This is a genomic window from Nocardia sp. NPDC049935 (genome assembly GCF_055586645.1).
This window is the reverse complement of sequence record NZ_JBVJHV010000006.1, coordinates 318,160-337,198: the sequence shown is the minus strand read 5'-3', so window position 1 is coordinate 337,198 and position 19,039 is coordinate 318,160. Positions and strand designations below refer to the sequence as shown.

20 protein-coding genes are annotated in these 19,039 nt (G+C 69.6%); 9 read left to right on the top strand and 11 right to left on the bottom strand.

Annotated elements, in window-relative coordinates:
* Positions 1–31: 31 nt before the first annotated feature.
* Complete coding sequence (locus ACZ6SF_RS23880; RefSeq protein WP_466064621.1) at positions 32–949, top strand: LLM class F420-dependent oxidoreductase; 918 nt, start codon at positions 32–34, stop codon at positions 947–949.
* An 11-nt stretch (positions 950–960) separates the two neighbouring features.
* The gene (locus tag ACZ6SF_RS23875) at positions 961–1,812 is read left to right on the top strand and encodes an SDR family NAD(P)-dependent oxidoreductase (RefSeq protein WP_466064619.1); all 852 of its coding nucleotides are present in this window, start codon (positions 961–963) and stop codon (positions 1,810–1,812) included.
* 86 nt (positions 1,813–1,898) lie between these two features.
* On the opposite strand, the gene ACZ6SF_RS23870 is transcribed toward ACZ6SF_RS23875, so the two are convergent.
* Complete coding sequence (locus tag ACZ6SF_RS23870; RefSeq protein ID WP_466064617.1) at positions 1,899–2,345, bottom strand: MarR family winged helix-turn-helix transcriptional regulator; 447 nt, start codon at positions 2,343–2,345, stop codon at positions 1,899–1,901.
* Between the two features lie 67 nt (positions 2,346–2,412).
* Between ACZ6SF_RS23870 and ACZ6SF_RS23865 the strand changes: the two genes are divergently transcribed.
* Entirely contained in the window at positions 2,413–3,015 is a 603-nt protein-coding gene (locus tag ACZ6SF_RS23865; RefSeq protein WP_466064615.1) for a TIGR03086 family metal-binding protein, read from the top strand.
* A gap of 47 nt (positions 3,016–3,062) precedes the next feature.
* Here the strand turns inward: ACZ6SF_RS23865 and ACZ6SF_RS23860 are convergent, their stop codons facing one another.
* The 8 genes from ACZ6SF_RS23860 to ACZ6SF_RS23825 form a co-directional block, all read right to left on the bottom strand.
* Positions 3,063–3,863 (bottom strand): NAD(P)-dependent oxidoreductase, encoded by an 801-nt coding sequence (locus ACZ6SF_RS23860; RefSeq protein WP_466064613.1) that lies wholly within the window; start codon positions 3,861–3,863, stop codon positions 3,063–3,065.
* Positions 3,864–3,953: 90 nt separating this feature from the next.
* Entirely contained in the window at positions 3,954–4,793 is an 840-nt protein-coding gene (locus ACZ6SF_RS23855) for an NAD(P)-dependent oxidoreductase (protein ID WP_466064611.1), read from the bottom strand.
* A gap of 21 nt (positions 4,794–4,814) precedes the next feature.
* Complete coding sequence (locus ACZ6SF_RS23850; protein ID WP_466064609.1) at positions 4,815–5,336, bottom strand: DoxX family protein; 522 nt, start codon at positions 5,334–5,336, stop codon at positions 4,815–4,817.
* A gap of 2 nt (positions 5,337–5,338) precedes the next feature.
* Positions 5,339–6,310 (bottom strand): alpha/beta hydrolase, encoded by a 972-nt coding sequence (locus ACZ6SF_RS23845; protein WP_466064607.1) that lies wholly within the window; start codon positions 6,308–6,310, stop codon positions 5,339–5,341.
* Between the two features lie 42 nt (positions 6,311–6,352).
* Entirely contained in the window at positions 6,353–8,038 is a 1,686-nt protein-coding gene (locus ACZ6SF_RS23840; protein WP_466064606.1) for a thiolase C-terminal domain-containing protein, read from the bottom strand.
* Between the two features lie 143 nt (positions 8,039–8,181).
* Positions 8,182–9,534: a cytochrome P450 gene (locus ACZ6SF_RS23835; RefSeq protein WP_466064604.1), complete on the bottom strand. Its 1,353-nt coding sequence runs from the start codon at positions 9,532–9,534 to the stop codon at positions 8,182–8,184.
* A gap of 17 nt (positions 9,535–9,551) precedes the next feature.
* Entirely contained in the window at positions 9,552–9,746 is a 195-nt protein-coding gene (locus tag ACZ6SF_RS23830) for a ferredoxin (RefSeq protein WP_357237425.1), read from the bottom strand.
* A gap of 47 nt (positions 9,747–9,793) precedes the next feature.
* On the bottom strand, positions 9,794–10,501 hold the full coding sequence (locus ACZ6SF_RS23825) for an SDR family NAD(P)-dependent oxidoreductase (protein ID WP_466064601.1): 708 nt from the start codon (positions 10,499–10,501) through the stop codon (positions 9,794–9,796).
* 238 nt (positions 10,502–10,739) lie between these two features.
* Between ACZ6SF_RS23825 and ACZ6SF_RS23820 the strand changes: the two genes are divergently transcribed.
* From ACZ6SF_RS23820 to ACZ6SF_RS23810, 3 genes are all read left to right on the top strand, one after another.
* The gene (locus ACZ6SF_RS23820; RefSeq protein WP_466064599.1) at positions 10,740–12,206 is read left to right on the top strand and encodes an aldehyde dehydrogenase family protein; all 1,467 of its coding nucleotides are present in this window, start codon (positions 10,740–10,742) and stop codon (positions 12,204–12,206) included.
* Positions 12,207–12,315: 109 nt separating this feature from the next.
* Positions 12,316–13,524 carry a CaiB/BaiF CoA transferase family protein gene (locus ACZ6SF_RS23815; RefSeq protein ID WP_466064598.1) on the top strand — a complete coding sequence of 403 codons (1,209 nt, stop codon included), beginning with the start codon at positions 12,316–12,318 and terminating at the stop codon, positions 13,522–13,524.
* Between the two features lie 262 nt (positions 13,525–13,786).
* On the top strand, positions 13,787–14,224 hold the full coding sequence (locus ACZ6SF_RS23810) for a TIGR03667 family PPOX class F420-dependent oxidoreductase (RefSeq protein ID WP_466064596.1): 438 nt from the start codon (positions 13,787–13,789) through the stop codon (positions 14,222–14,224).
* 33 nt (positions 14,225–14,257) lie between these two features.
* Here the strand turns inward: ACZ6SF_RS23810 and ACZ6SF_RS23805 are convergent, their stop codons facing one another.
* On the bottom strand, positions 14,258–15,133 hold the full coding sequence (locus tag ACZ6SF_RS23805) for a helix-turn-helix domain-containing protein (RefSeq protein WP_466064594.1): 876 nt from the start codon (positions 15,131–15,133) through the stop codon (positions 14,258–14,260).
* Positions 15,134–15,396: 263 nt separating this feature from the next.
* On the opposite strand from ACZ6SF_RS23805, the gene ACZ6SF_RS23800 reads away from it, so the two are divergent.
* Both ACZ6SF_RS23800 and ACZ6SF_RS23795 read left to right on the top strand, forming a co-directional pair.
* Entirely contained in the window at positions 15,397–16,419 is a 1,023-nt protein-coding gene (locus ACZ6SF_RS23800; protein ID WP_466064592.1) for a zinc-dependent alcohol dehydrogenase family protein, read from the top strand.
* Positions 16,416–16,898, top strand: a complete 483-nt coding sequence (locus ACZ6SF_RS23795; protein ID WP_466064591.1) for a (R)-mandelonitrile lyase — start codon at positions 16,416–16,418, stop codon at positions 16,896–16,898. The genes ACZ6SF_RS23800 and ACZ6SF_RS23795 overlap by 4 nt, the downstream gene beginning before the upstream one ends.
* Before the next feature lie 65 nt (positions 16,899–16,963).
* Here ACZ6SF_RS23795 and ACZ6SF_RS23790 read toward each other — a convergent pair whose 3' ends face one another.
* Complete coding sequence (locus ACZ6SF_RS23790; protein ID WP_466064589.1) at positions 16,964–17,725, bottom strand: MerR family DNA-binding transcriptional regulator; 762 nt, start codon at positions 17,723–17,725, stop codon at positions 16,964–16,966.
* 80 nt (positions 17,726–17,805) lie between these two features.
* On the opposite strand from ACZ6SF_RS23790, the gene ACZ6SF_RS23785 reads away from it, so the two are divergent.
* Positions 17,806–18,999, top strand: a complete 1,194-nt coding sequence (locus ACZ6SF_RS23785; RefSeq protein ID WP_466064587.1) for an erythromycin esterase family protein — start codon at positions 17,806–17,808, stop codon at positions 18,997–18,999.
* The last annotated feature ends 40 nt before the right edge of the window (positions 19,000–19,039 follow it).

The window sequence follows — 19,039 nt, the reverse complement described above, 5'->3', positions numbered from 1 at the left end:
ACCGGACCGTCCCGAATTCGCGGAGGTAACAGTGCGGTTCATCTTCCACTATCCGGAGACCGGCGGTGTGGACGCCGATGTTCTCGATCCCGGACCGCTCGGCGAGGTGGCCGTGGCCGCCGAGGCGGCGGGGTTCGCCGGGTTCTCGCTCAGCGAGCATCCGGCGCCGGGCGCGCGCTGGCTCGGCGCGGGCGGCCATCAGACGCTGGACCCGTTCGTCGCGCTCGGCTACGCCGCGGCGCTCACCCGGCGGATCCGGCTGATCACCTATCTGTCGGTGGCGCCCTACCGCAATCCGATGCTGCTGGCGAAGGCGGCCGCGACGCTGGACAAGCTGTCCGGAGGTCGCGCGATCCTCGGTATCGGCACCGGCTATCTCAAGGGCGAATTCCACGCGATGGGTGTCGATTTCGAGGAGCGCAATACGCTGTTCGACGAGGCGCTCGACGTGCTCCCCCTGCATTGGAAGGGGGAGCCGTTCAGCTATACCGGCACCCATTTCAGCGCCCGCGATGTGCAGGCCCGGCCGACGCCGGTGCAGCAGCCGATCCCGATCTGGATCGGCGGCAACTCCGCGCTGAGCCGGCGCCGTGTGGCGCGGGCAGCGCACGGCTGGATACCGATGTCGGGCGGGGCCGAACTGAGTACCACGGCCCGGACCCCGGAACTCGGTTCCATCGACGACCTCGCCCGCAAGATCGCGGAGGTGCGGTCGGCGGCCGAAAACGCCGGGCGCACCGAACATATCGATCTGGTGTACTCCTACAGCCACACCGGCCTCACCGGTCCCGGCGAGGATCCGGAACCGCACCGCAAGGCGTTCGAGGCGCTGGCCCGGGCCGGGGTGGACTGGATCGTCGTCTCCACCCGGGCCGCTGTGCACGACACCCTGGATCCGGCCGTGACCTTCGATTTCCTGTCGGCCTTCGGCACGACCTATATCGACTGAGAGGGACGACGATGGGCTGGTTCGAGGAGCGGGCCGGGCTGGCCGGCACCGTCGCGGTGGTCACCGGCGGGGCGGGCGGATTGGGCCGCGCGGTGGTCACGGATCTGGCGGACAACGGCGTCCGGCCGGCGGTGCTCGATATCGACGCCGACGCCGTGGCGGAGCTTGGGGAGTTTCTCGGCGCCCGGGGCATCGACGCCCTCGTGGTGCACGGCGACGCCCGCGATCCGGAAGCGCTCGCGGCCTTGTTCGCCGCGGTGGACGAACGCTGGGGCCGGCTCGACATCCTGGTGAACGTGGTGGGCGGGACGTTCCGCAGCCTGTTCACCGAGACCCGGCCGAAGGGCTGGGACGCCCTGCTCCGCACCAATCTGACCCATGTTCTGCACGCCTGCCATCTGGCGGTACCGCGGATGCGAGCGGGTGACCGCGGCGGCAGCATCATCAATATCTCCACCATCGAGGCGCATCGCGCCGCACCGGGGTTCGCGGTGTACGCGGCGGCGAAGGCAGCGGTGGAGCAGTTCGCGCGCACGCTCGCCGTCGAGGTCGCGCCCGACGGTATCCGGGTCAACAACATCGCCCCCGATTTCGTCCCCACCCCGAATCTGGAACGGATCGGCACCGGCGACAACGCGATGCTCGATCCCGAAGGGGTGCGGGTCGCGATACCGATGGGCCGCGCCGGGGAACTCGGCGATATCTCGGGCTGCGCGGTATTCCTGGCCTCGCGGCTGTCGTCCTATCTGACCGGCACCACCTTGCATCCCGACGGCTGCACCTCGGCGTCGGCGGGCTGGTTCAACTGGCCGGAGGAGGGCTGGGCGAACCACGCACCGCTGCGCGTGCTGCGGGGAAACTGACCCGCTGCTCGCGCCCGGGGGGATCGGCCCCCGTCGGTGCGGCGACCGGGCCGCGCCTCCGCGCCGTTCGACTGGCTGAATCCCGGCTAGCCGCTCGTCTCGGCGCCGTCCGGACCGGCCGCGCCGAGTATTCGCAGTGCGTTGAGGAAACCGCGCCGGTCGCCGGCGGGGAGTCGTCGTAGTAGCTCCTGCTCCCGCGCCCGGATCTCCGATTGCGCGGCCGCGTGCAGACGGCGTCCCTCGGCCGTGAGTTCGAGCAGGCGCGCGCGCCGGTCGGCGGGGTCCGGGGTGCGTTCGATGAGGCCCCGGGCCTGGAGATCGTCGAGGGTCGCGATGATGCGCGTCTTGTCCGCGCCGATCTCCTGGGCGAGTACGCCCTGACCGCGGGCCGGTCCCGCGGACAGTGCCGTGAGAACGGCGTAGGCCCACATGCTCAACCCGTGGTCGTCCAGTACGGGGCGTTCCATGGCGATGAGACTGCGGGTCAGCGGCGCGAGCATTGCCGCCAGATCCGGCCGGTCCGTTGATCCCATGGGTAGAACCTACCGACCCAAAATAATGGGCATGGACATATGATATGCACCTGCTTATTATTGCGATATGACTGCAGACCTTCGTGAACTCGACCGCACCGCGGTCCTCGATACCGTGAAAACCGCCGAACTCGTCACCTCCGCGCATTTCTCGCTGCCGACACCCTGCGCCGGCTGGACCGTCGGCGACCTCCTCGCGCATATGGCGGCGCAGCATCGTGGGTTCGCCGCGGCGGCCCGCGGCGACGGGGCCGATCTCGCGCTGTGGCATCCCCGCGCCCCCGGCCCGCACACTCCGGCCGAATACACCGAATCCGCCGCCGAGGTGCTGCGCGCCTTCGAACCCGCCGATGTTCCCGAACGGATGTTCGCGCTCCCGGAATTCGGCCCCGACGTCACCGTGCCCGGACAGCAGGCCCTCGGCTTCCACCTGGTCGACTACGTTGTGCACGGCTGGGATCTGGCACGTGCCCTCGGACTCGACTACGAACCGGCCGCGGCCTGCGCCGACGCCGTCCTGTCCATCGCCGCCGCCGTGCCCGACGGCCCGGAGCGCGAGAATCCGGGATCACCCTTCGCGCGGGCGCTACCGGGCGCCGAGACCGGCTCACCGATGGAGCGGATCCTGCGGATGCTGGGCCGATCCCCGGACTGGCCGGCGGCCGGGTGACCGCGGCGGCCGGACTCCGCCGCGGTCCGGGCCGGAACCGGTAGCCGTCAGGCGGGTTCGACCGCCGCGCGGATCGCCGGATCCAGTAGGCCGAGATCACTGCCGAGCCGCCCGGCGAGTTCCCGGGCCACCGCGACATCCTTGCGGAGGAAATCGCCGACGGATTCGGAGAAGGCCGCCACCGAGCCCTTCGCGGCGACACTCAGGACGGCCCGGCTCGAACTGCTCGCGTGCGGAAGTGCGGCGAGGACCTCGGATTCGGTGAGCCCGAGTTGCTCCGCCAGGCGCACCGCCTCGGTGACCAGCCCGATCTGAGCGGCGAACAGCGAATTGTTGACCAGTTTGACCCGTTGGCCGTTGCCGAGGGCGCCGACCGCCAGCACCGGATCGGCATAGGCGGCCAGGACGGGACGGGCCCGCTCGACCGCCGCCGGGGCGCCGCCCAGGAAAACCGTCAGGGCGCCGTCGGCGATATTGTGCGGGCCACCGCTGACCGGGGCGTCCACCACCAGCCGCCCGGCGGCGGCGGGCGCGGCGGCGATCGCGGTCGCGGTATCGGGACTGCCGGTGGTGTGCAGGATCAGCACCGATCCGGTGGGCATGGTTTCCAGCAGACCACTGTCCAGGCAGACCTCACGCACCTGCTCGTCGGTGAATACGCAGATCACCACCGCCTCGGCGTGGCGCCCCGCCTCGGAGGCGGCGCCGACAGCGGTGGCGCCGGCGCCGGTGATCGCCTCGCGGGCGGCGGGGGTGCGGCCGACGCCGCGTACCTCGTGGCCGGCGGCGACGAGCCGCCGGATCATGGGGACGCCCATCCGGCCGGCGCCGACGAATCCGATACGCACTCGGTTCTCCTTCGTTCGTGGGCGCGGAGAATCACCGTGCCCCGGTGGGGCGCACCGGGGCACGCGACGGGCGGCCGGTGCGGCGCGGGTTCAGCGGGGCCGGCCCATCAGGGCCAGCGTCGCGTCGGCGGTATCGAGTACCGCGCCCGGGGTGATACCGGCCGCGGCGGCCAGTTCACCGATCAGCCGGACGTCCTTGCGCAGCAGATCACCGGCATGCGTGGCGATCTGGTCCAGCGAGCCGCCCCCGGCCAGGATCCGGCCGAGCGCGAAGCTGTTCCCGCTGCCGTTGCCGATCACCTCGCCGAGGCGCTGCGGGCTCACGCCGAGTCGCTCGCCGAGTTCCAGAGTGCTCACCGCGGTGGCCATATGGGCGGTGAAGAGCAGATTGTTGAGCAATTTGGTGGTCTGCCCGGCACCCACCTCGCCGAGGTGCACCACCGGGTTCGCGTAGGTCTCGAACACCGGCAGGCAGCGCTCGAGTGTCGCGGTATCGCCACCGGCCATCACCAGCAACCGTCCGGCCTCGACCGCGGGCGCGCCGCCGCTCACCGGTGCGTCGATCAGCGCGATGCCCTGCGCGGCGGCCGCGGCGGCGAGAGCGCGGCAGGTATCGGGGTGCACGGTGCTGTGGATGGCGATGATCGGCGGCGCGCTCCGGCCCGAGGCCGACGCGGCGAAACCGGCCAGCACACCGTCCTCGCGTTCCAGGACCTCCCGCACGTCGGCGTCGCCGACCACGCACAGGCACACCAGATCGCTGTCGGCCGCCAGCGCCGCCGGGCTCTCGGCGACCTTCGCCGCGGTATCCGCGTAGGGGTCGGTACTCGCCGCGCGGCGGGCCCACAGCGTGGTCGGGTACCCGCCCTCGACGATGCGGCGGGCCATCGGCCCGCCCTGACTTCCCAGTCCGATGAATCCGACGCGCATATGACTCTCCGTTCGTACAGTTCAGGATTCGGTGCCCGGCGAGGCGGGTTCGGGCGCCTGCGGCCGCCAGAAGACCGCCAGCAGCCCGGCCGTCGCGAGGACGCCGACACCGAGTGCGATACCGCCGCCGGCCCACCCGGTGATCTCGATTCCGGCGGCATGGTCCAGCGAGAGCCATCCGGGGCCCAGCAGGCCGATCACCACACAGACCACCCCCAGCACGAGGACGTACTCGTACCCGTCCTTCATCACGAAGAACCCGTTCTTCCGGTGCGCGAGCAGTGCGGCGACCAGCATCACCGACACCACCGCCGCGGCGGCCAGCGGTGTCAGCAGACCGACGACGAGCAGGACTCCGGCGCCGATCTCGGTGATCACGCTCAGCCAGGCCTGCAGGACTCCGTTGCGCAGTCCGAGACTGCTGAACCAGCGTCCGGTCCCGGCGATCTTGCCGCCGCCGATCCAGTGGTTGACCCCGTGCGCGATCATGGTCGCTCCTACGACCAGCCGGAGCAGCAGCAGTGCGATATCGGTGACGTCCATCGTTACCTTTCCGGCGGCGCCGCCGCGCCGCCGTCGAATTGCAGGGTGGGCCCGGAGAACCGTCCGGTCTCGCGGGCGATACGGCATTCCTCGGCGAAGGAGAGCACATCGAGGTGGTAGGCGGTGGCAGTATGGCCGAGGCTGATGTTGTGCCCGGTATTGGGCCGCAGGTTCAGCACGACCCGCGGCGCGCCGGTGAACAGGGCGCCGGCGGCTGTCATCTCCCCGGGATCGTTTCGCCACACCCGTTCGTATTCGCCGAGGCTGTAGCGCACCGGGATCCGGATCCGGGGTGCGAGTCCGAGGAAATCCCGTTCCGCCCACTCGTGCAGATTGCGTGATTCCAGGGCGGAACCGCGCGCGGAGACGCTCGCCCCGCCCAGTACATCGGGCGGGTAGAGGCGCGGCTCCTCCCAGATCAGCCGTCCGACACCCTGCGGCCGCTGCCCGGCCATCCGGGCCGGACCCCACAGCAGTTCCTGCGCGGCGGGTTGATGCCGGCGCCCGGTCCCCGCCAGTTCCAGCCCGAGCAGATCGGCGCCACGGTCGGCCGCCGCCATCCGGACCGCGAGTTCGCAGCCCGCCGAATGGGCCAGCAGGAAAACCCCGGCGCCGCGCGGTGATCCGTCGAGCAGGGCGTCGACGGCGCCGTACATCAGATCGACCCGGCGATGCGGGTCGGTGAGCCGGTCGGCATGGGGCGCCGAACTCCGGAACCCGGGGCGGTCCAGCGCCAGCACCGTGTATCCGAGCCGCTGCCCGAGCCGCAGCAGCGACAGTTCCGGATGACCCGGGCAGTCGAAATAGCGTGAATCGACCGCGCCGCCGTGCAGGGCGACCACCACCGCGCGCGGTGCGGCCGCCTCGGCGAGCAGGCCGGAGACCGGAATACCACCGGCCTCGGGCGCGTCGGCGACGACCGGTAGCGGCCCGCCGGCATCGGCGGGCGCCAGTTCGGAATCGGTCAGGGTCACGATATCTCCCGGGTCATCGCGTACCCCGCGGCGGCGGGTTCATCAGGAATCGCTCCGCAGCAGCATGGCCCCGCCGGGCGTGAGACCTCCGCTGGACACCACCGCGACCCGGGCGTCGCGGACCTGGCGTTCGCCGGCGGTGCCCCGCAACTGCACGATCGCCTCGTGCAGCAGGCCCATACCGTGGGTGCGGCCGTGTGAGAGCTGGCCGCCGTGGGTGTTCAGCGGCAGGATGCCGTCGCGCGCGATGTTCTTACCGCCGTCCAGGAAGTCCTTGGCCTCGCCGATCTTGCAGAAGCCCAGCGCCTCGATCCACGACACACAGTTGATCGTGAATCCGTCGTACAGTTCGGCCACGTCCACATCGTCGGGCCGCAGATCGGTGCGGGTCCACAGATGCGCGGCGGGCCCGAGAACCTGCGGCTCGTGGGTGAGGGTGCTCTGATCCCATTCGATCCGTTCGGCGATCTGCGTGCCCACGGCCTCCACCCGGATCGCGGGAACCGGCAGGTCCGCGGCCGCTTCGGCCGCCGAGACGATCACCGCCACCGCGCCGTCACACGGCACATCGCAGTCGTAGAGCCCGAAGGGCGTGGTGATGGGCCGCGCGCCCAGGTAGTCGTCCATCGTCAGAGGGTCGCGGTAGACGGCGGTGGGGTTCAGGGCGGCGTTGGCACGCTGGTTCAGGGCCACCCACCCCAGCGTTTCGCGGGTGGTGCCGTAATCGTGGAAATGCCGCTGCGCCTTCTGCGCCAGGGTGTGGGCCGCGGAGGTGGCGCCGAACGGGTTCATCCAGCTGGTGGTCCGCCCGCCGCCGGACGCGGTGATGGTGCCGCGTTTCATCAACTCGTTGAAGGTGGCCTCCCAGACCGTGCGGAAACACAGCACATGGGTGGCCAGCCCGGCGTGCACCGCGAGCATGGCCGCGATCACCGAACCGCCGGGTCCGAAGGTCTCGATACCGCCGTTGTGCCAGGTGGGTTTGATGCCCAGGGCGGCTTCGAGCGCCGTGACCCCGCCCTCACCGAAGCCGCCGAGATTCCCGCCGCCCGGGTACGAGGACAGGCCGTCGATATCGTCCATGGTCAGACCGGCGTCGGCCACGGCCCGCTCGCACGCGTCCACGGTGAGTTCCAGCGGCGGCCGCATGAGCCGCCGCCCGATATCGGACATGCCGATACCGGTGAGCGCGACACTGTCCTCGAACTTGGCGCGGCTCCGCAGGGGCGCGACATGCTGCCCGAATTCCTGCGGCGCGATCTCGTCCACCGGCAGCGGGGCCGGGCCGGGTTGTTCGGCGGCGGGCCGGAACAGCGGCAGCCAGACGTCGTCGTCCTGCTGGAACACCACCTCGAGCCGCATACCGAGGGTGAGTTCCGCCGGATCGCAGTCGACGATATTGGTGGTGAGCCGGACCCGGTCGTCCTCTTCGAGGGCCACCGTGGCCACCACGTACGGCGGCGGCAGACCGGGAAGCGCGAAGCGCTGGTTGATCGTGAACGAGGCCAGTATCGCGCTGCCCGAGACGATTCGGGGCGCGAGATCGCGGGCCCGGCAGTACCGGCAGATCGGCTGCGGCGGATGGATCAGCGCCGAACAGGCCCGGCACTCCTGGATGCGGAGGCGCCCGTCCGCGCCCGAGGTCCAGAAGAACTCGGTATCCAGGGACAGCAGCGGGAGCGGTCGTCCGGAGCGGGGTGCCGGATCGTCGCCGGTCGTCGATGCCATATCGCCTCCTCGTGTCGTCGTGCGGCCGGGACGGCACCCGTCGCCGGCGACTCTGTCCAGTACTTCACGCGCGCGGCGGGTGACCGGTTGTCCGGCCACCCGCCGCGCGCCGATGATCCGTTGTGCCGCCGATGACGCCGGCCTCAGATCTGTGCCGCGCCGCGGCGCACGGTCACCGGTTCGGCCAGGCGCTGTTCATCGCAGATGGTCTGCAACTTCTGCAACGTCTCGTCCAGGCCGGGACCCAGCGGTTCGCCGGGGGTGAACGTGGCGGGCAGATGCCGCATCCCCTGGATCACCGCGATCGTCTCGTAGTGGACCGCGTCCTCCGGTATGCACCGATAGTCCGGCAACCGGTCCAGCACCGCGATCAGCATGCGCTTGTACACCGCCCGCGCCACGTTGGAACCGATGCAGCGGTGGATCCCCAGCCCGAAACTGAAGTGCCGGTTGCCCTTCCGGTCCAGAACCACCGCGTCGGGCTGCTCGAACACCGCCGGGTCCCGGTTGGCCATGGCCCAGGACAGCCACAGCCGCTCGCCCTCGGCGAAGCGGGCGCCGGCCAGCTCCACATCGGTGTTGAGGGTGCGGCCGTCACCGGGGGCCGGGGTGAAATACCGCAGGAACTCCTCGGTGGCCGAGTCGAGCAGCTGATCTCGTTCCCGGCTGAGGGTTTCGCGCTCGGCGGGATGCTCCGAGAGCCACTCCAGGGAATGCGCGGTGAGCGCGGTGGTGGTGTCGAAACCGCCCCCGATGAGCAGGCCGAGCATGCCCAGGATCTCGATATCGTCCAGCGGTTCGCCGCCGAGGGTCGCCTCGGTGGCCAGCGCGTGGATCAGGCCGGGCCGGGGACGTTCACGGATCTCGGTGAGATTCGTGTACATGTCCAGGCCCATCTCCTGATGGAGCCGGTGCACCCGCTCGAACTCCGGGGAGTCCGGCGGGGTGTAGACGGTGGCGTGCGCGGGTTCGCTGTACACCGCCCAGTTGCGCAGCGGTATGCCCAGCATCGCCAGGGTCAGTACGGCCGGAACGATATTGGCCAGATCGTCGACGAAATCGATATGCCCGGTGGCGATCTTCTCGTCGAGCGCCGCCCGCACGAGTTCGTCGACGAACGGGATCCACCGCTGCACCGCGGCGGGGGAGAGGTAGGGGTTGAGCACCGCGCGGAGTTCGCGGTGCTCGGGATCGTCCATCTCCAGGATGCCGTTGCGGATGGCGGCCTGATTGGTCGAGGGGATGGTGATGCCCTGGTACCCGCGCCGAACGCCCGCGACATCACGGTCGTTGGAGACGTGCGGGCACCGTGCGAGTTCGAAGACCTCCCGGTTCCCCGCGGCGACCCAGTATCCCTCGTGGTTGTCGGTCCAGGCGATCGGGCAGTGGCGGTGCATCTGCTCGGTGATCGACTGGAACGATTCCCGGTAACCGGGACCGTAACGGTCGAAATCGAAACGGGGATGCAGGCGGTCGGTGGGTTCGATGGCGGACATCGGATGCCCCCTCTGTGCTACTCGGTGAGCGAGATGGCGCGCTCGGGGCAGGAGTGCACCGCTTCGCGCACCTGGTCCTCTTGGTCGTGCGCTACATTCTCGTCCACCGGCGACGAATGACCGTCGATTTCGCTGAGTTCGAACGCTTTCGGGGCGATCATCGAGCAGAGGGTATGTCCCTGGCAGCGATCCTGATCGACATGGACCTTCACGGTTGTCACTTCCCTTCGGATGAGGTCGGCGGATTCCTGGGGCTGATTCAGGTATTCCGTCCGCCGTTGACGCCGATGATCTGGCCGGTGATGTAACCGGCCTCCTCGGAGATCAGGAAAGCGCAGGTGGCGGCGATATCCTCGGGTTTGCCGACGCGCCGCACCGGGGTGCGCTGGATATGGTCCTCGACACTGCCGCCGAGCAGCCGGCGTTCCTCGGAGCGGCGCAGCATCGGGGTGTCGATGAAACCGGGGGGTACGGCGTTGACCGTGATTCCGGAGGGGCCGAGTTCGAGCGCCAGCGATTTGGTGAGCCCGTTGACCGCCGATTTCGACGAGACATAGTGCGACATGAACGGCTGACCCGACTGCGCGCTCGACGAGGAGATGTTCACGATCCGGCCCCAGCCGGCCTCGAGCATATCCGGCAGTACGGCCTGGACGGTGTGGAAGACGCCGTGCAGGTTGACCTCGATCACCCGCTGCCATTCCGCGAATTCGATGTTCTGGAAGCGTTTGAAACCGTCCACGCCGGCGGCGTTCACCAGGACGGTGACGGGGCCCAGTTTTTCGCGGATGCTACCGAGCGCTTCGGCGAGACTGTCCGGGTCGGTGACGTCGGCCCGGTAGGCGGAATCGTCGTCCGCGGAGGCATTCCGGTCGAGTGCCGCTACGTGGAATCCGTCGCTGCGCAGGCGCTGCGCGATGGCCAGTCCGATGCCCGAGGCGCCGCCGGTGACAACTGCGGTTTTCACGCTTGCCTCTCCTCACCTCTCGCGCCCGGTGGCGCAAGAACATGCATTCCGAATACGAGAACCGTACTCTCGGCGAGATCGGCTGCGCAAGATCTGGGCCAACCCGCCGAATCGGCCGCTTCCGGCGCTTTTTCCGGGATTGCCCCAGCTCACCGAATCGGCAGCGGGAGTGCCCTTGCCAAATGTACTATTCTCCTCAAGCGAGAATGCTATTTCCACGAACTTCTGAGGAGGCGGGATGTCAACGCAGGAAGAGGCGGTGACTGCCACCCAACGGCTGCTCATCGACGGGCAGCTGATCGAGACCGGGAGCACCCTGGCCTCGATCAATCCCGCGAACGGCGATGTGGTCGGCTATGCGCCCGAAGCCGGCGTCGCCGAGGTCGACGCCGCCGTGGCCGCCGCCCGCCGCGCGTTCGACACCACCGACTGGTCGACGAACCACGAATTCCGCGCCCGCTGCCTGGACCAGCTCTACCAGGCGCTGCAGGACAACGTGGAACAGCTGCGGGCCCTGATGATCGCCGAGGTCGGCGCGAGCTTCATCCTCACCAAGGGTAACCAGCTCGAGACGCCGTTCGAGATCGTCAAGTACTACGCGGGCGTCCTGCGGGACTACACCTGGACCGAGGATCTGGGCCCGGTGGAGATCCGGGGCGCCCAGCACCAGCGGTGGGTCGAGAAAGAAGGCGCCGGCGTGGTCGCGGCCATCGCCGCCTACAACTACCCGTACCAGCTGGCGTTCGCCAAGCTCGCGCCGGCGCTCGCCGCGGGCTGCACGGTGGTCCTCAAGGGTGCTCCCGACACCCCGCTGATCACCCTGGCCCTCGGCGAACTCATCGCCCGGCACACCGATATCCCGGCCGGCGTGGTCAACATCCTGACGAGTTCCGAAGTGGCCGTCGGCGAGCGGATGACCACCCACCCCGATGTCGACGTGGTGTCGTTCACCGGATCCACCCCCGTCGGCCGCAAGATCATGGCCGCCGCCAGCGAAACGCTGAAGAAGGTGTTCCTCGAGCTCGGCGGTAAATCCGCCGCCATCCTGCTCGACGATGCCGACTACAACATGGGCGCGATGTTCGCGGCCTTCAGCATCTGCTCGCACGCCGGTCAGGGCTGTGCCATCACCACGCGGCTGCTGGTACCGCGCGCCGATCACGACAAGGTCGCCGAACTGGTCGCCGGGAATCTGGCGAATATCACCTACGGCGATCCGGCCGACCCCAAGAACTACATGGGTCCGCTGATCAGCGAGCGCCAGCGCGACAAGGTGCACGGTCTGGTCGAGCGCGCGGTCGCCGCGGGCGCCACGCTGGTCACCGGCGGCGAGAAGGTCGATCCGGGCTTCTTCTACAAGCCCACGCTGCTGTCGAATGTCGACCCCGACAGCGAAATCGCGCAGGAAGAGGTCTTCGGGCCCGTGCTGGCGCTGATCCCGTACGACGATATCGACCACGCCGTCGCGATCGCCAACAACTCCATCTACGGCCTGTCCGGCGGAGTCTTCGGCGCGGACGCCGAACGGGCCCGTTCGGTGGCGCGCCGGATCCGCACCGGCACCTTCAGCATCAACGGCGGCAACTACTTCCATCCCGACGCCCCGTTCGGCGGCTACAAGCAGTCCGGTGTCGGCCGCGAGATGGGCGTGGTCGGGATGGAGGAGTTCATGGAGCGCAAGACCCTCGCGGAGGTGCTGGCATGAGCGAGTCGGGCCCGGAGGCGGGAGTGCGATACCTCCGCATTCGCTACGGCCTCCGCGAAGGTATGCGGACGGTTTGCCGAATCTCGCTCATGCCGAATGGAGGCGTCTCGTGAGTGGGCCGCTGGAGGGGATCACGGTCCTCGAGGTCGCCATGTACGGGTTCGTGCCGTCGGCGGGTGCGGTGCTCGCCGATTGGGGCGCGAACGTCATCAAGGTCGAGCACGCGGTGACCGGCGATCCGCAGCGGGGTCTGCGCCAGATCGGCAAATTCAAGGTCGAGGGCGATCCCAACCCGAATATCGAACACGCCAACCGGGGCAAACGCAGTATCGGCGTGGACATGTCGGTCGAGGGCGGCCGTGAGGTGATCTACGAACTCGCCAAGCGGGCCGATGTGTTCCTCACCAGTTTCCTGCCCTCGCACCGGCAGAAGTTCGGTATCGATGTCGAGCACATCCGGGAGGTGAACCCGGGCATCGTCTACGCGCGCGGCAGCGCGCTGGGTCCGCGGGGTCAGGAATCCGACCGCGGTGGCTACGATATGACCGCTTTCTGGTGCCGGGGTGGGGTGGCCGCGACGATCACCCCCGAGGGGACCGACGGCATGATCTCGCCGCCCGGCCCGGCCTTCGGCGACACCATCTCGGGTACCAACCTGGCCGGCGGTATCGCCGCGGCGCTGCTGAAGCGGGAGCGCACCGGGGAGCCCTCGGTCGTGGATGTCTCCCTGCTGGGCAGCGGTCTGTGGTCGCTCGGTCACACCGTGGCGCTCTCGGCGTACCAGGGTGAACCGATGCTCGCGCCGCCGCCGGGAACACACGGCGCCATGTCGAATCCGCTGTCCGGGCTCTACCGCACCGCCGACGACCGGTACCTGTCGTTCGTGATGCTGCAGCCCGGCAAGTTCTGGGCCGATGTCTGCCGCCATATCGATCGCCCGGAGCTGGCCGAGGATCCGCGGTTCGCCGACGCGGCGCAGATCGCGGCGAATACCGAGGCCGGGGTGGAGATTCTGCGCGAGGCCATCGCCGGACGCACCCTCGCCGAGTGGACGAAGAAGTTCGCGACCCTGAAGGGCCCGTGGGCTCCGGTCCAGGACTCCTATCAGGTGGGTCAGGACGATCAGATCAGGTCCAACGAATACCTGCTGCCCGCGGGCGAGCTGGAGTTGGTGTCGAGTCCGGTGCAGTTCGACGTCCAGGCGCCGCAATTGCGGCCGGGACCCGAATTCGCGGCCCAGACCGAGGAGGTCCTGCTCGAACTCGGCTGGGATTGGGACCGGATCATCGAATTGAAAACCAGTGGGGCGGTGGCCTGAACCGGGTCACCGCGTCCGAAGCGACCGGGCCGGGGCGTATGCTCCGGCCCGTTGTCGTGCGCTCAGCCGACGAAGCCGCTGCAGTCTCGCACGCGGGGGCGAGCGACCCGGGCGGATTTAATGCAAACGTGACCTATAAAATCGTCCCGCTCCGCTCCGCCGAAACCACCCGGATCGGGTGAAGCGGGGAATCGTCACGATCGCCACGCTGTTCTTCCCCGAGACCTGCCCGCGCATTGGACCGCAGCCCCCGGAGGTATTGATGACCACACCCGGCATCCACGAGCTGTTCGATACCGGTACCGAATTCGGAGCCCGCGTCGCCGCGCGCCTGACCGGCGAGGAGATCGTCTGGCTCACCACCGTCGGGGCCTCCGGCGCCCCGCAGCCGAACCCGGTGTGGTTTCACTGGGGCGGCGACTCCTTCCTGATCTTCAGCGAGCCCGACCGCCCGAAACTCCGCAATATCGCCCGCAACCCCCGGGTGGCCCTGCATTTCAACAGCACCGGCAGCGGTGGCGATATCGTCGTCTTCGGCGGCGCCGCCCGGCTCGAGGTCACGGTCGACCCGGAGGAACAGGCCGCCTATCTCGCCAAGTACGAACAGGGACTGCGGGGACTCGCCCTGACGGCGGAAGAATTCCGCGCCGACTACTCGGTGCCGATCCGCATCGTCCCCGACCGGCTGCGCGGTTTCTGAGCGTCGGCCGGGCCCGGGGCCCAGCGGTGGCGGTCAGCGAGCGCGTTCGGGTGGATGCGCCGAGCGGGCCCACGAGCCCAGGATCCGCAGGCGCTGAGCGGAGGGGGAGCCGGGCTCGGGCGTGTAGACCATGAGGATCAGGCCGGGCTCGGCGGTGATCGCGAGTTCCTCGTAGGCGAGGACCAGCTCTCCCGCCTCGGGATGGTGGAACCGTTTGGTGCCCGTACCGTGCGTCCGCACATCATGGGTCCCCCACAACCGCCGGAAGGTCTCGCTGCGGGTGGACAGCTCTCCGACGAGGTCCTGCAGGCCCCGGTCGTGCGGGTCGCGGCCGGCTTCGGCGCGCATGATCGCCACGCACATCTCGGCGAAGGTGTCCCAGTCCGGATAGAAGTCGCGGGCGGCGGGGTCGAGGAACTGGAAACGGGCGAGGTTGGGCGGGCGTCCGCCCGTGCCGAGCAGGGGCGAGTAGAAAGCGCGTCCGAGCTCGTTGGTCGCCAGCAGGTCCTGCCGCGGGTTGCGGACGAAGGCGACCGCGTCGTAGATGCTGTCCAGCGCCCATTGCAGGCTCGGCCGCGCCGGAGCGCGCCCGGTGGTTCGCCGGCGGGTCCGTCCGGAGGTGGGGATACCGTCGGCCGCGCGGGCGAGGTCCAGCAGGTGGGCGTGTTCGGTGTCGTCGAGCTGCAGGGCACGGGACAGGGCGTCGAGCACCGACGCGGAGGCCCCGGCGATGGCGCCCCGCTCCAATTTGGCGTAGTACTCGACGCTCACCCCGGCCAGGGCGGCGACCTCCGACCGCCGCAGTCCCGGCACCCTGCGGTTCGGCGCCGCGGGGATTCCGGCCCGTTCGGGGGTGATCTTTGCGCGCCGCGACATCAGGAACTCGCGTACTTCGTCCCGGTTGCCCATACCCGAAGCGTAGGACGAGCCGGACCCGGCCGGGGCGCCCTGCCGGTACACCCCTCGTGGGGGACTCCCCGGGCCGGCGGGAGAAGTGTTCACTGGATATCGCTGGTGGGAACGGGCCCGCAGAGCGCGACGCTCCGCCGGCCCGAGCGGACCGGCCGGGTTGCCCTGCGGTCTCCGCTCCGTCACAGCTGCGCGTGGCGCGGTGGGATCGTGACCCACCCGCGCGACGATCCGAACCGACAACGGCGAAGGAGAACCTGATCATGCGTGGAGTCATGTTGTACGCCCCCCGGGATGTGCGGGTCGAAGACCGCGACGACCCGGTGATCGTCGAGCCCACCGACGCGGTCATCCGGGTCGCCGCCAGCTGTATCTGCGGCTCGGATCTGTGGCCCTACCGGGGCGTGGAAGAGGTGGACGGACCGGCCCCGATGGGGCACGAGTACATCGGTGTCGTGGAGGAGATCGGCCCGGATGTCCAGGGCGTCGCGGTGGGTGATTTCGTGGTCGGATCGTTCTTCGCCTCGGACAACACCTGCGAGATCTGCCGCGCCGGTTACCAGAGCCGCTGCGTGCACGCCGTACCGATGGGTTCCATCGGTACCCAGGCCGAGCGGGCGCGTATACCCCTCGCCGACGGCACCCTGGTCGCCGTACCGGTTGCTCCGTCGCCGGAGCAGTATCCGAGCCTGCTCGCCGCCTCCGATGTGCTCGGAACCGGCTGGTTCGCCGCTGTCGCGGCCGAGGCGGGACCCGGGAAGACCGTGGTGGTGGTCGGCGACGGCGCGGTCGGTCTGCTCGCTGTGCTGGCCGCGCGACAACTCGGCGCCGACCGGATCATCGCCATGAGCCGCCATGCCGACCGCCAGGCGCTGGCCCGCAAATTCGGCGCCACCGAGATCGTCGAAGAACGCGGCCGGGAGGGTGTGGCCCGGATCAAGGAGCTCACCGGCGGCCTCGGCGCGCATTCGGTGATCGAAGCGGTCGGCACCCAGGAATCGATGACGCAGGCCATCAGGTCGGCCCGGCCCGGCGGGCATATCGGTTTCGTCGGGGTGGCCCACGATGTCGAACTCGACGGTTCGCGGCTGTTCTTCTCCAGCGTCCACCTGCACGGCGGGCCCGCGCCGGTACGCCGTTTCCTGCCCGATCTCATCGACCTCATCGTGCGCGGCGAGATCGACCCCGGCGATGTATTCGATCTGACCCTGCCGCTGGAGCGGGCCGCCGAGGGTTACGCGGCGATGGACGAGCGACGCGCCACCAAGGTCCTGCTGACGGTATGACACCGCGGCCGCTACCGCCGGCCGCGGTCGCGGCCACCGACCACCCGATCGTGGAGGACCCGATGGACATCCTGAGCAAACCGCCCACCACCGAGGCGCCCGCGGAGATCTTCACCGGTCCCGTCTGGTTCGACACCCTCTACCGCGGTGAGGACCCCGCCCGGGCCCGGCTCAACGCGGTGCATTTCGCTCCCCGGTCCCGTACGAACTGGCATACCCACGGGCTCGGGCAGACCTTGCATGTCACCGAGGGCATCGCACTGGTCGTCACCCGTGCCGGCGAGGTGGCGGTACTGCGCCCGGGCGACACCGTCTGGTGCCCGCCCGGCGAGCAGCACTGGCACGGCGCCGCGCCGGATCATTTCATGACCCATCTCGCGCTCTGGGAGGGCGACGACGTCGACTGGGCGGAACCGGTCACCGCCGCCGAATACAACCGCGCGGCCGCGCGGATCCGACGCCCCGGCACCGGCCGGTAGCGAGCGTGGCGGCGGACTCCTGGTGGGCCGATGCTTTTCGCATCGACGAGGGGTGGGCTCGTGCCTCACGCACCGTCGACCGTGTTCGCCCGGGCTTCTGAGGCGCCGGCGGTCGCGGGCGGCGGGGTGCGGCGGAGGTATTGCCCGAGCGGTCCCGCCGCGTCCAGCATGGCGACTCCGCGCGCGGTGAGCGCGCGCTGCCACCCGGCGAGCGCGGCGGCCGTCGCGTCGGTGCCGCCCGCGATCCGGATCCGCTCGACCACCCCGGCGATATACGGCAGCCCGTAGCCGCCGCGCCGGAGCAGATGGGCGAGTTCGGCGTCTCGGATATCGGCGCGGCCGTAGACGCGATATCCGGTGGCCGGATCCCGCGCGGGAGCGAGGATTCCCGCGTTCTCCCAGGCCCGCAGGGTGGCCGGGGTGACGCGGAGTCGGCGGGCGAGTTCGCCCACGGTGTAGGTGGGGTCCGGCCCCGGATCGTGGAGGTCTTCGTTCGCGGTGGTCAGGTGGCCGATGGCCGCGCGGACGGCGCTCAGGGTCTCCCGGTCGCGGAGTAGCCGGTGGTGTCCGCGATCGAGGAGTTCGAGCGCGTGATCGAGGTCGCCGTGGTGGATCTCGGTCATGATCCGGCCGGCGAGGGTGTGTCCGTACGCCCGGATGAGCGCCAGGTAGGTGCGCAGCGCCGCCGCGTGGACCTCGCTGTAGACCCGGTAACCGCTCGGCGTGCGCTCGGCCGCCGGGAGGTAGCCGTCCCGCTCGTAGTTGCGGACGGCCTGCGTGGAGAGGCCGTGCTCGCGGGCGAGGTCGGCGGGGCGCAGTGTGGGCATCGGTTTGAGACTTTATTCGAGGAATTCTGGCGAATCGAGAGAAAAGCTTCCACCGAACCTTCAAAGATACGATCGAGTAAATGGAATACGCCCTCGACTCCGTCCTGTCCTCCTCCGCCGATCTGCTCGCTTTCGGCGAACCGACCCACCTGGAGCCCGCCTTCGGCTGGGTCCGCAACGATCTGTTCGCCGGTCTGGTCCGACGCGGTTTCCGGTCCATCGCCCTGGAGACCGACCGTGTGGCCGCACTCGTCGTCGACGACTATGTGCGGGCCGGGGTGGGTTCCCTCGACACCGTGATGGCGGAGGGCTTTTCGCACGGCTTCGGTGATCTGGAGATCAACCGGGCGCTCGTCGCCTGGATGCGGGAGTACAACGAGAACCGGCCGCCGGAGCAGCGGCTGGCGATCCACGGTTTCGATGGCCCGATGGAGACCATGAGCGCGCCCTCCCCGCGCCGTTTTCTCGAATACGCGCGCGACTACCTGGGACTCGCCGACGATACGGCCGATCTGCTCGGCGCCGACGAACGGTGGCATCGCACCGAGGCGCTGCTGGATCCGGCCGAATCGCCCGGCGCGGATGCGGGCGCCGTCGTCGTCCGCGCCCGCGCCGACGATATGCTTTCCGAGCTCTACCGGCGAGCGCCGGAGCTCATCGCGGCGACCTCGCTCGGTGAATGGCTGCGGGCCGAAACCCATCTCACCGCGGGCCTCGGCCTGTTGCGATACCACCGCCGGGCCGCGCGGCCCGGGGAACCGGCCGCCCGGTGGACCGTCCTGTGCGCCACCCGGGACGCGTCGATGGCGCGGAACCTGCTCGATATCCGCCGTATCGAGGCCGGCCGGGGCCCGACGCTGGTGTTCGCCCACAATCTCCATCTCCAGCGCAACCCGAGCAGTATGCGGATGGGGGAGATGTCCATCGAGTGGTCCGGCGCCGGGGCCGTCGTCGCGTCTCTGGTGGGTGCTCGCTATGCCGTGATTCTCGGGAGCCTGGGTCGCGACGAGCTGATCGATCTGCCCGAACCGCGGCCCGGCACCTTCGAGAGTTTCCTGCAGACCCGGATGACCACCGTGGGCACCATCGCGCCCGGCGAGATCCCCGCCCGCGAGGTCCGTGCCGATCACACACCCGCGCACGGTTACTTCCCGCTCGACCGGGCGGCTGTCGACGCCGCGGACCTGATCCTGCACATCCCGGACGGTGCGGCCGTGCGGCGCGGCGCGACCTGGGCCGACGGCTCGCGCACGACGGCTGCCGACCTTCCTTAGGCAAGGCTTTCCTGTGTTCGGTTGTTCTGGATAGACTGCG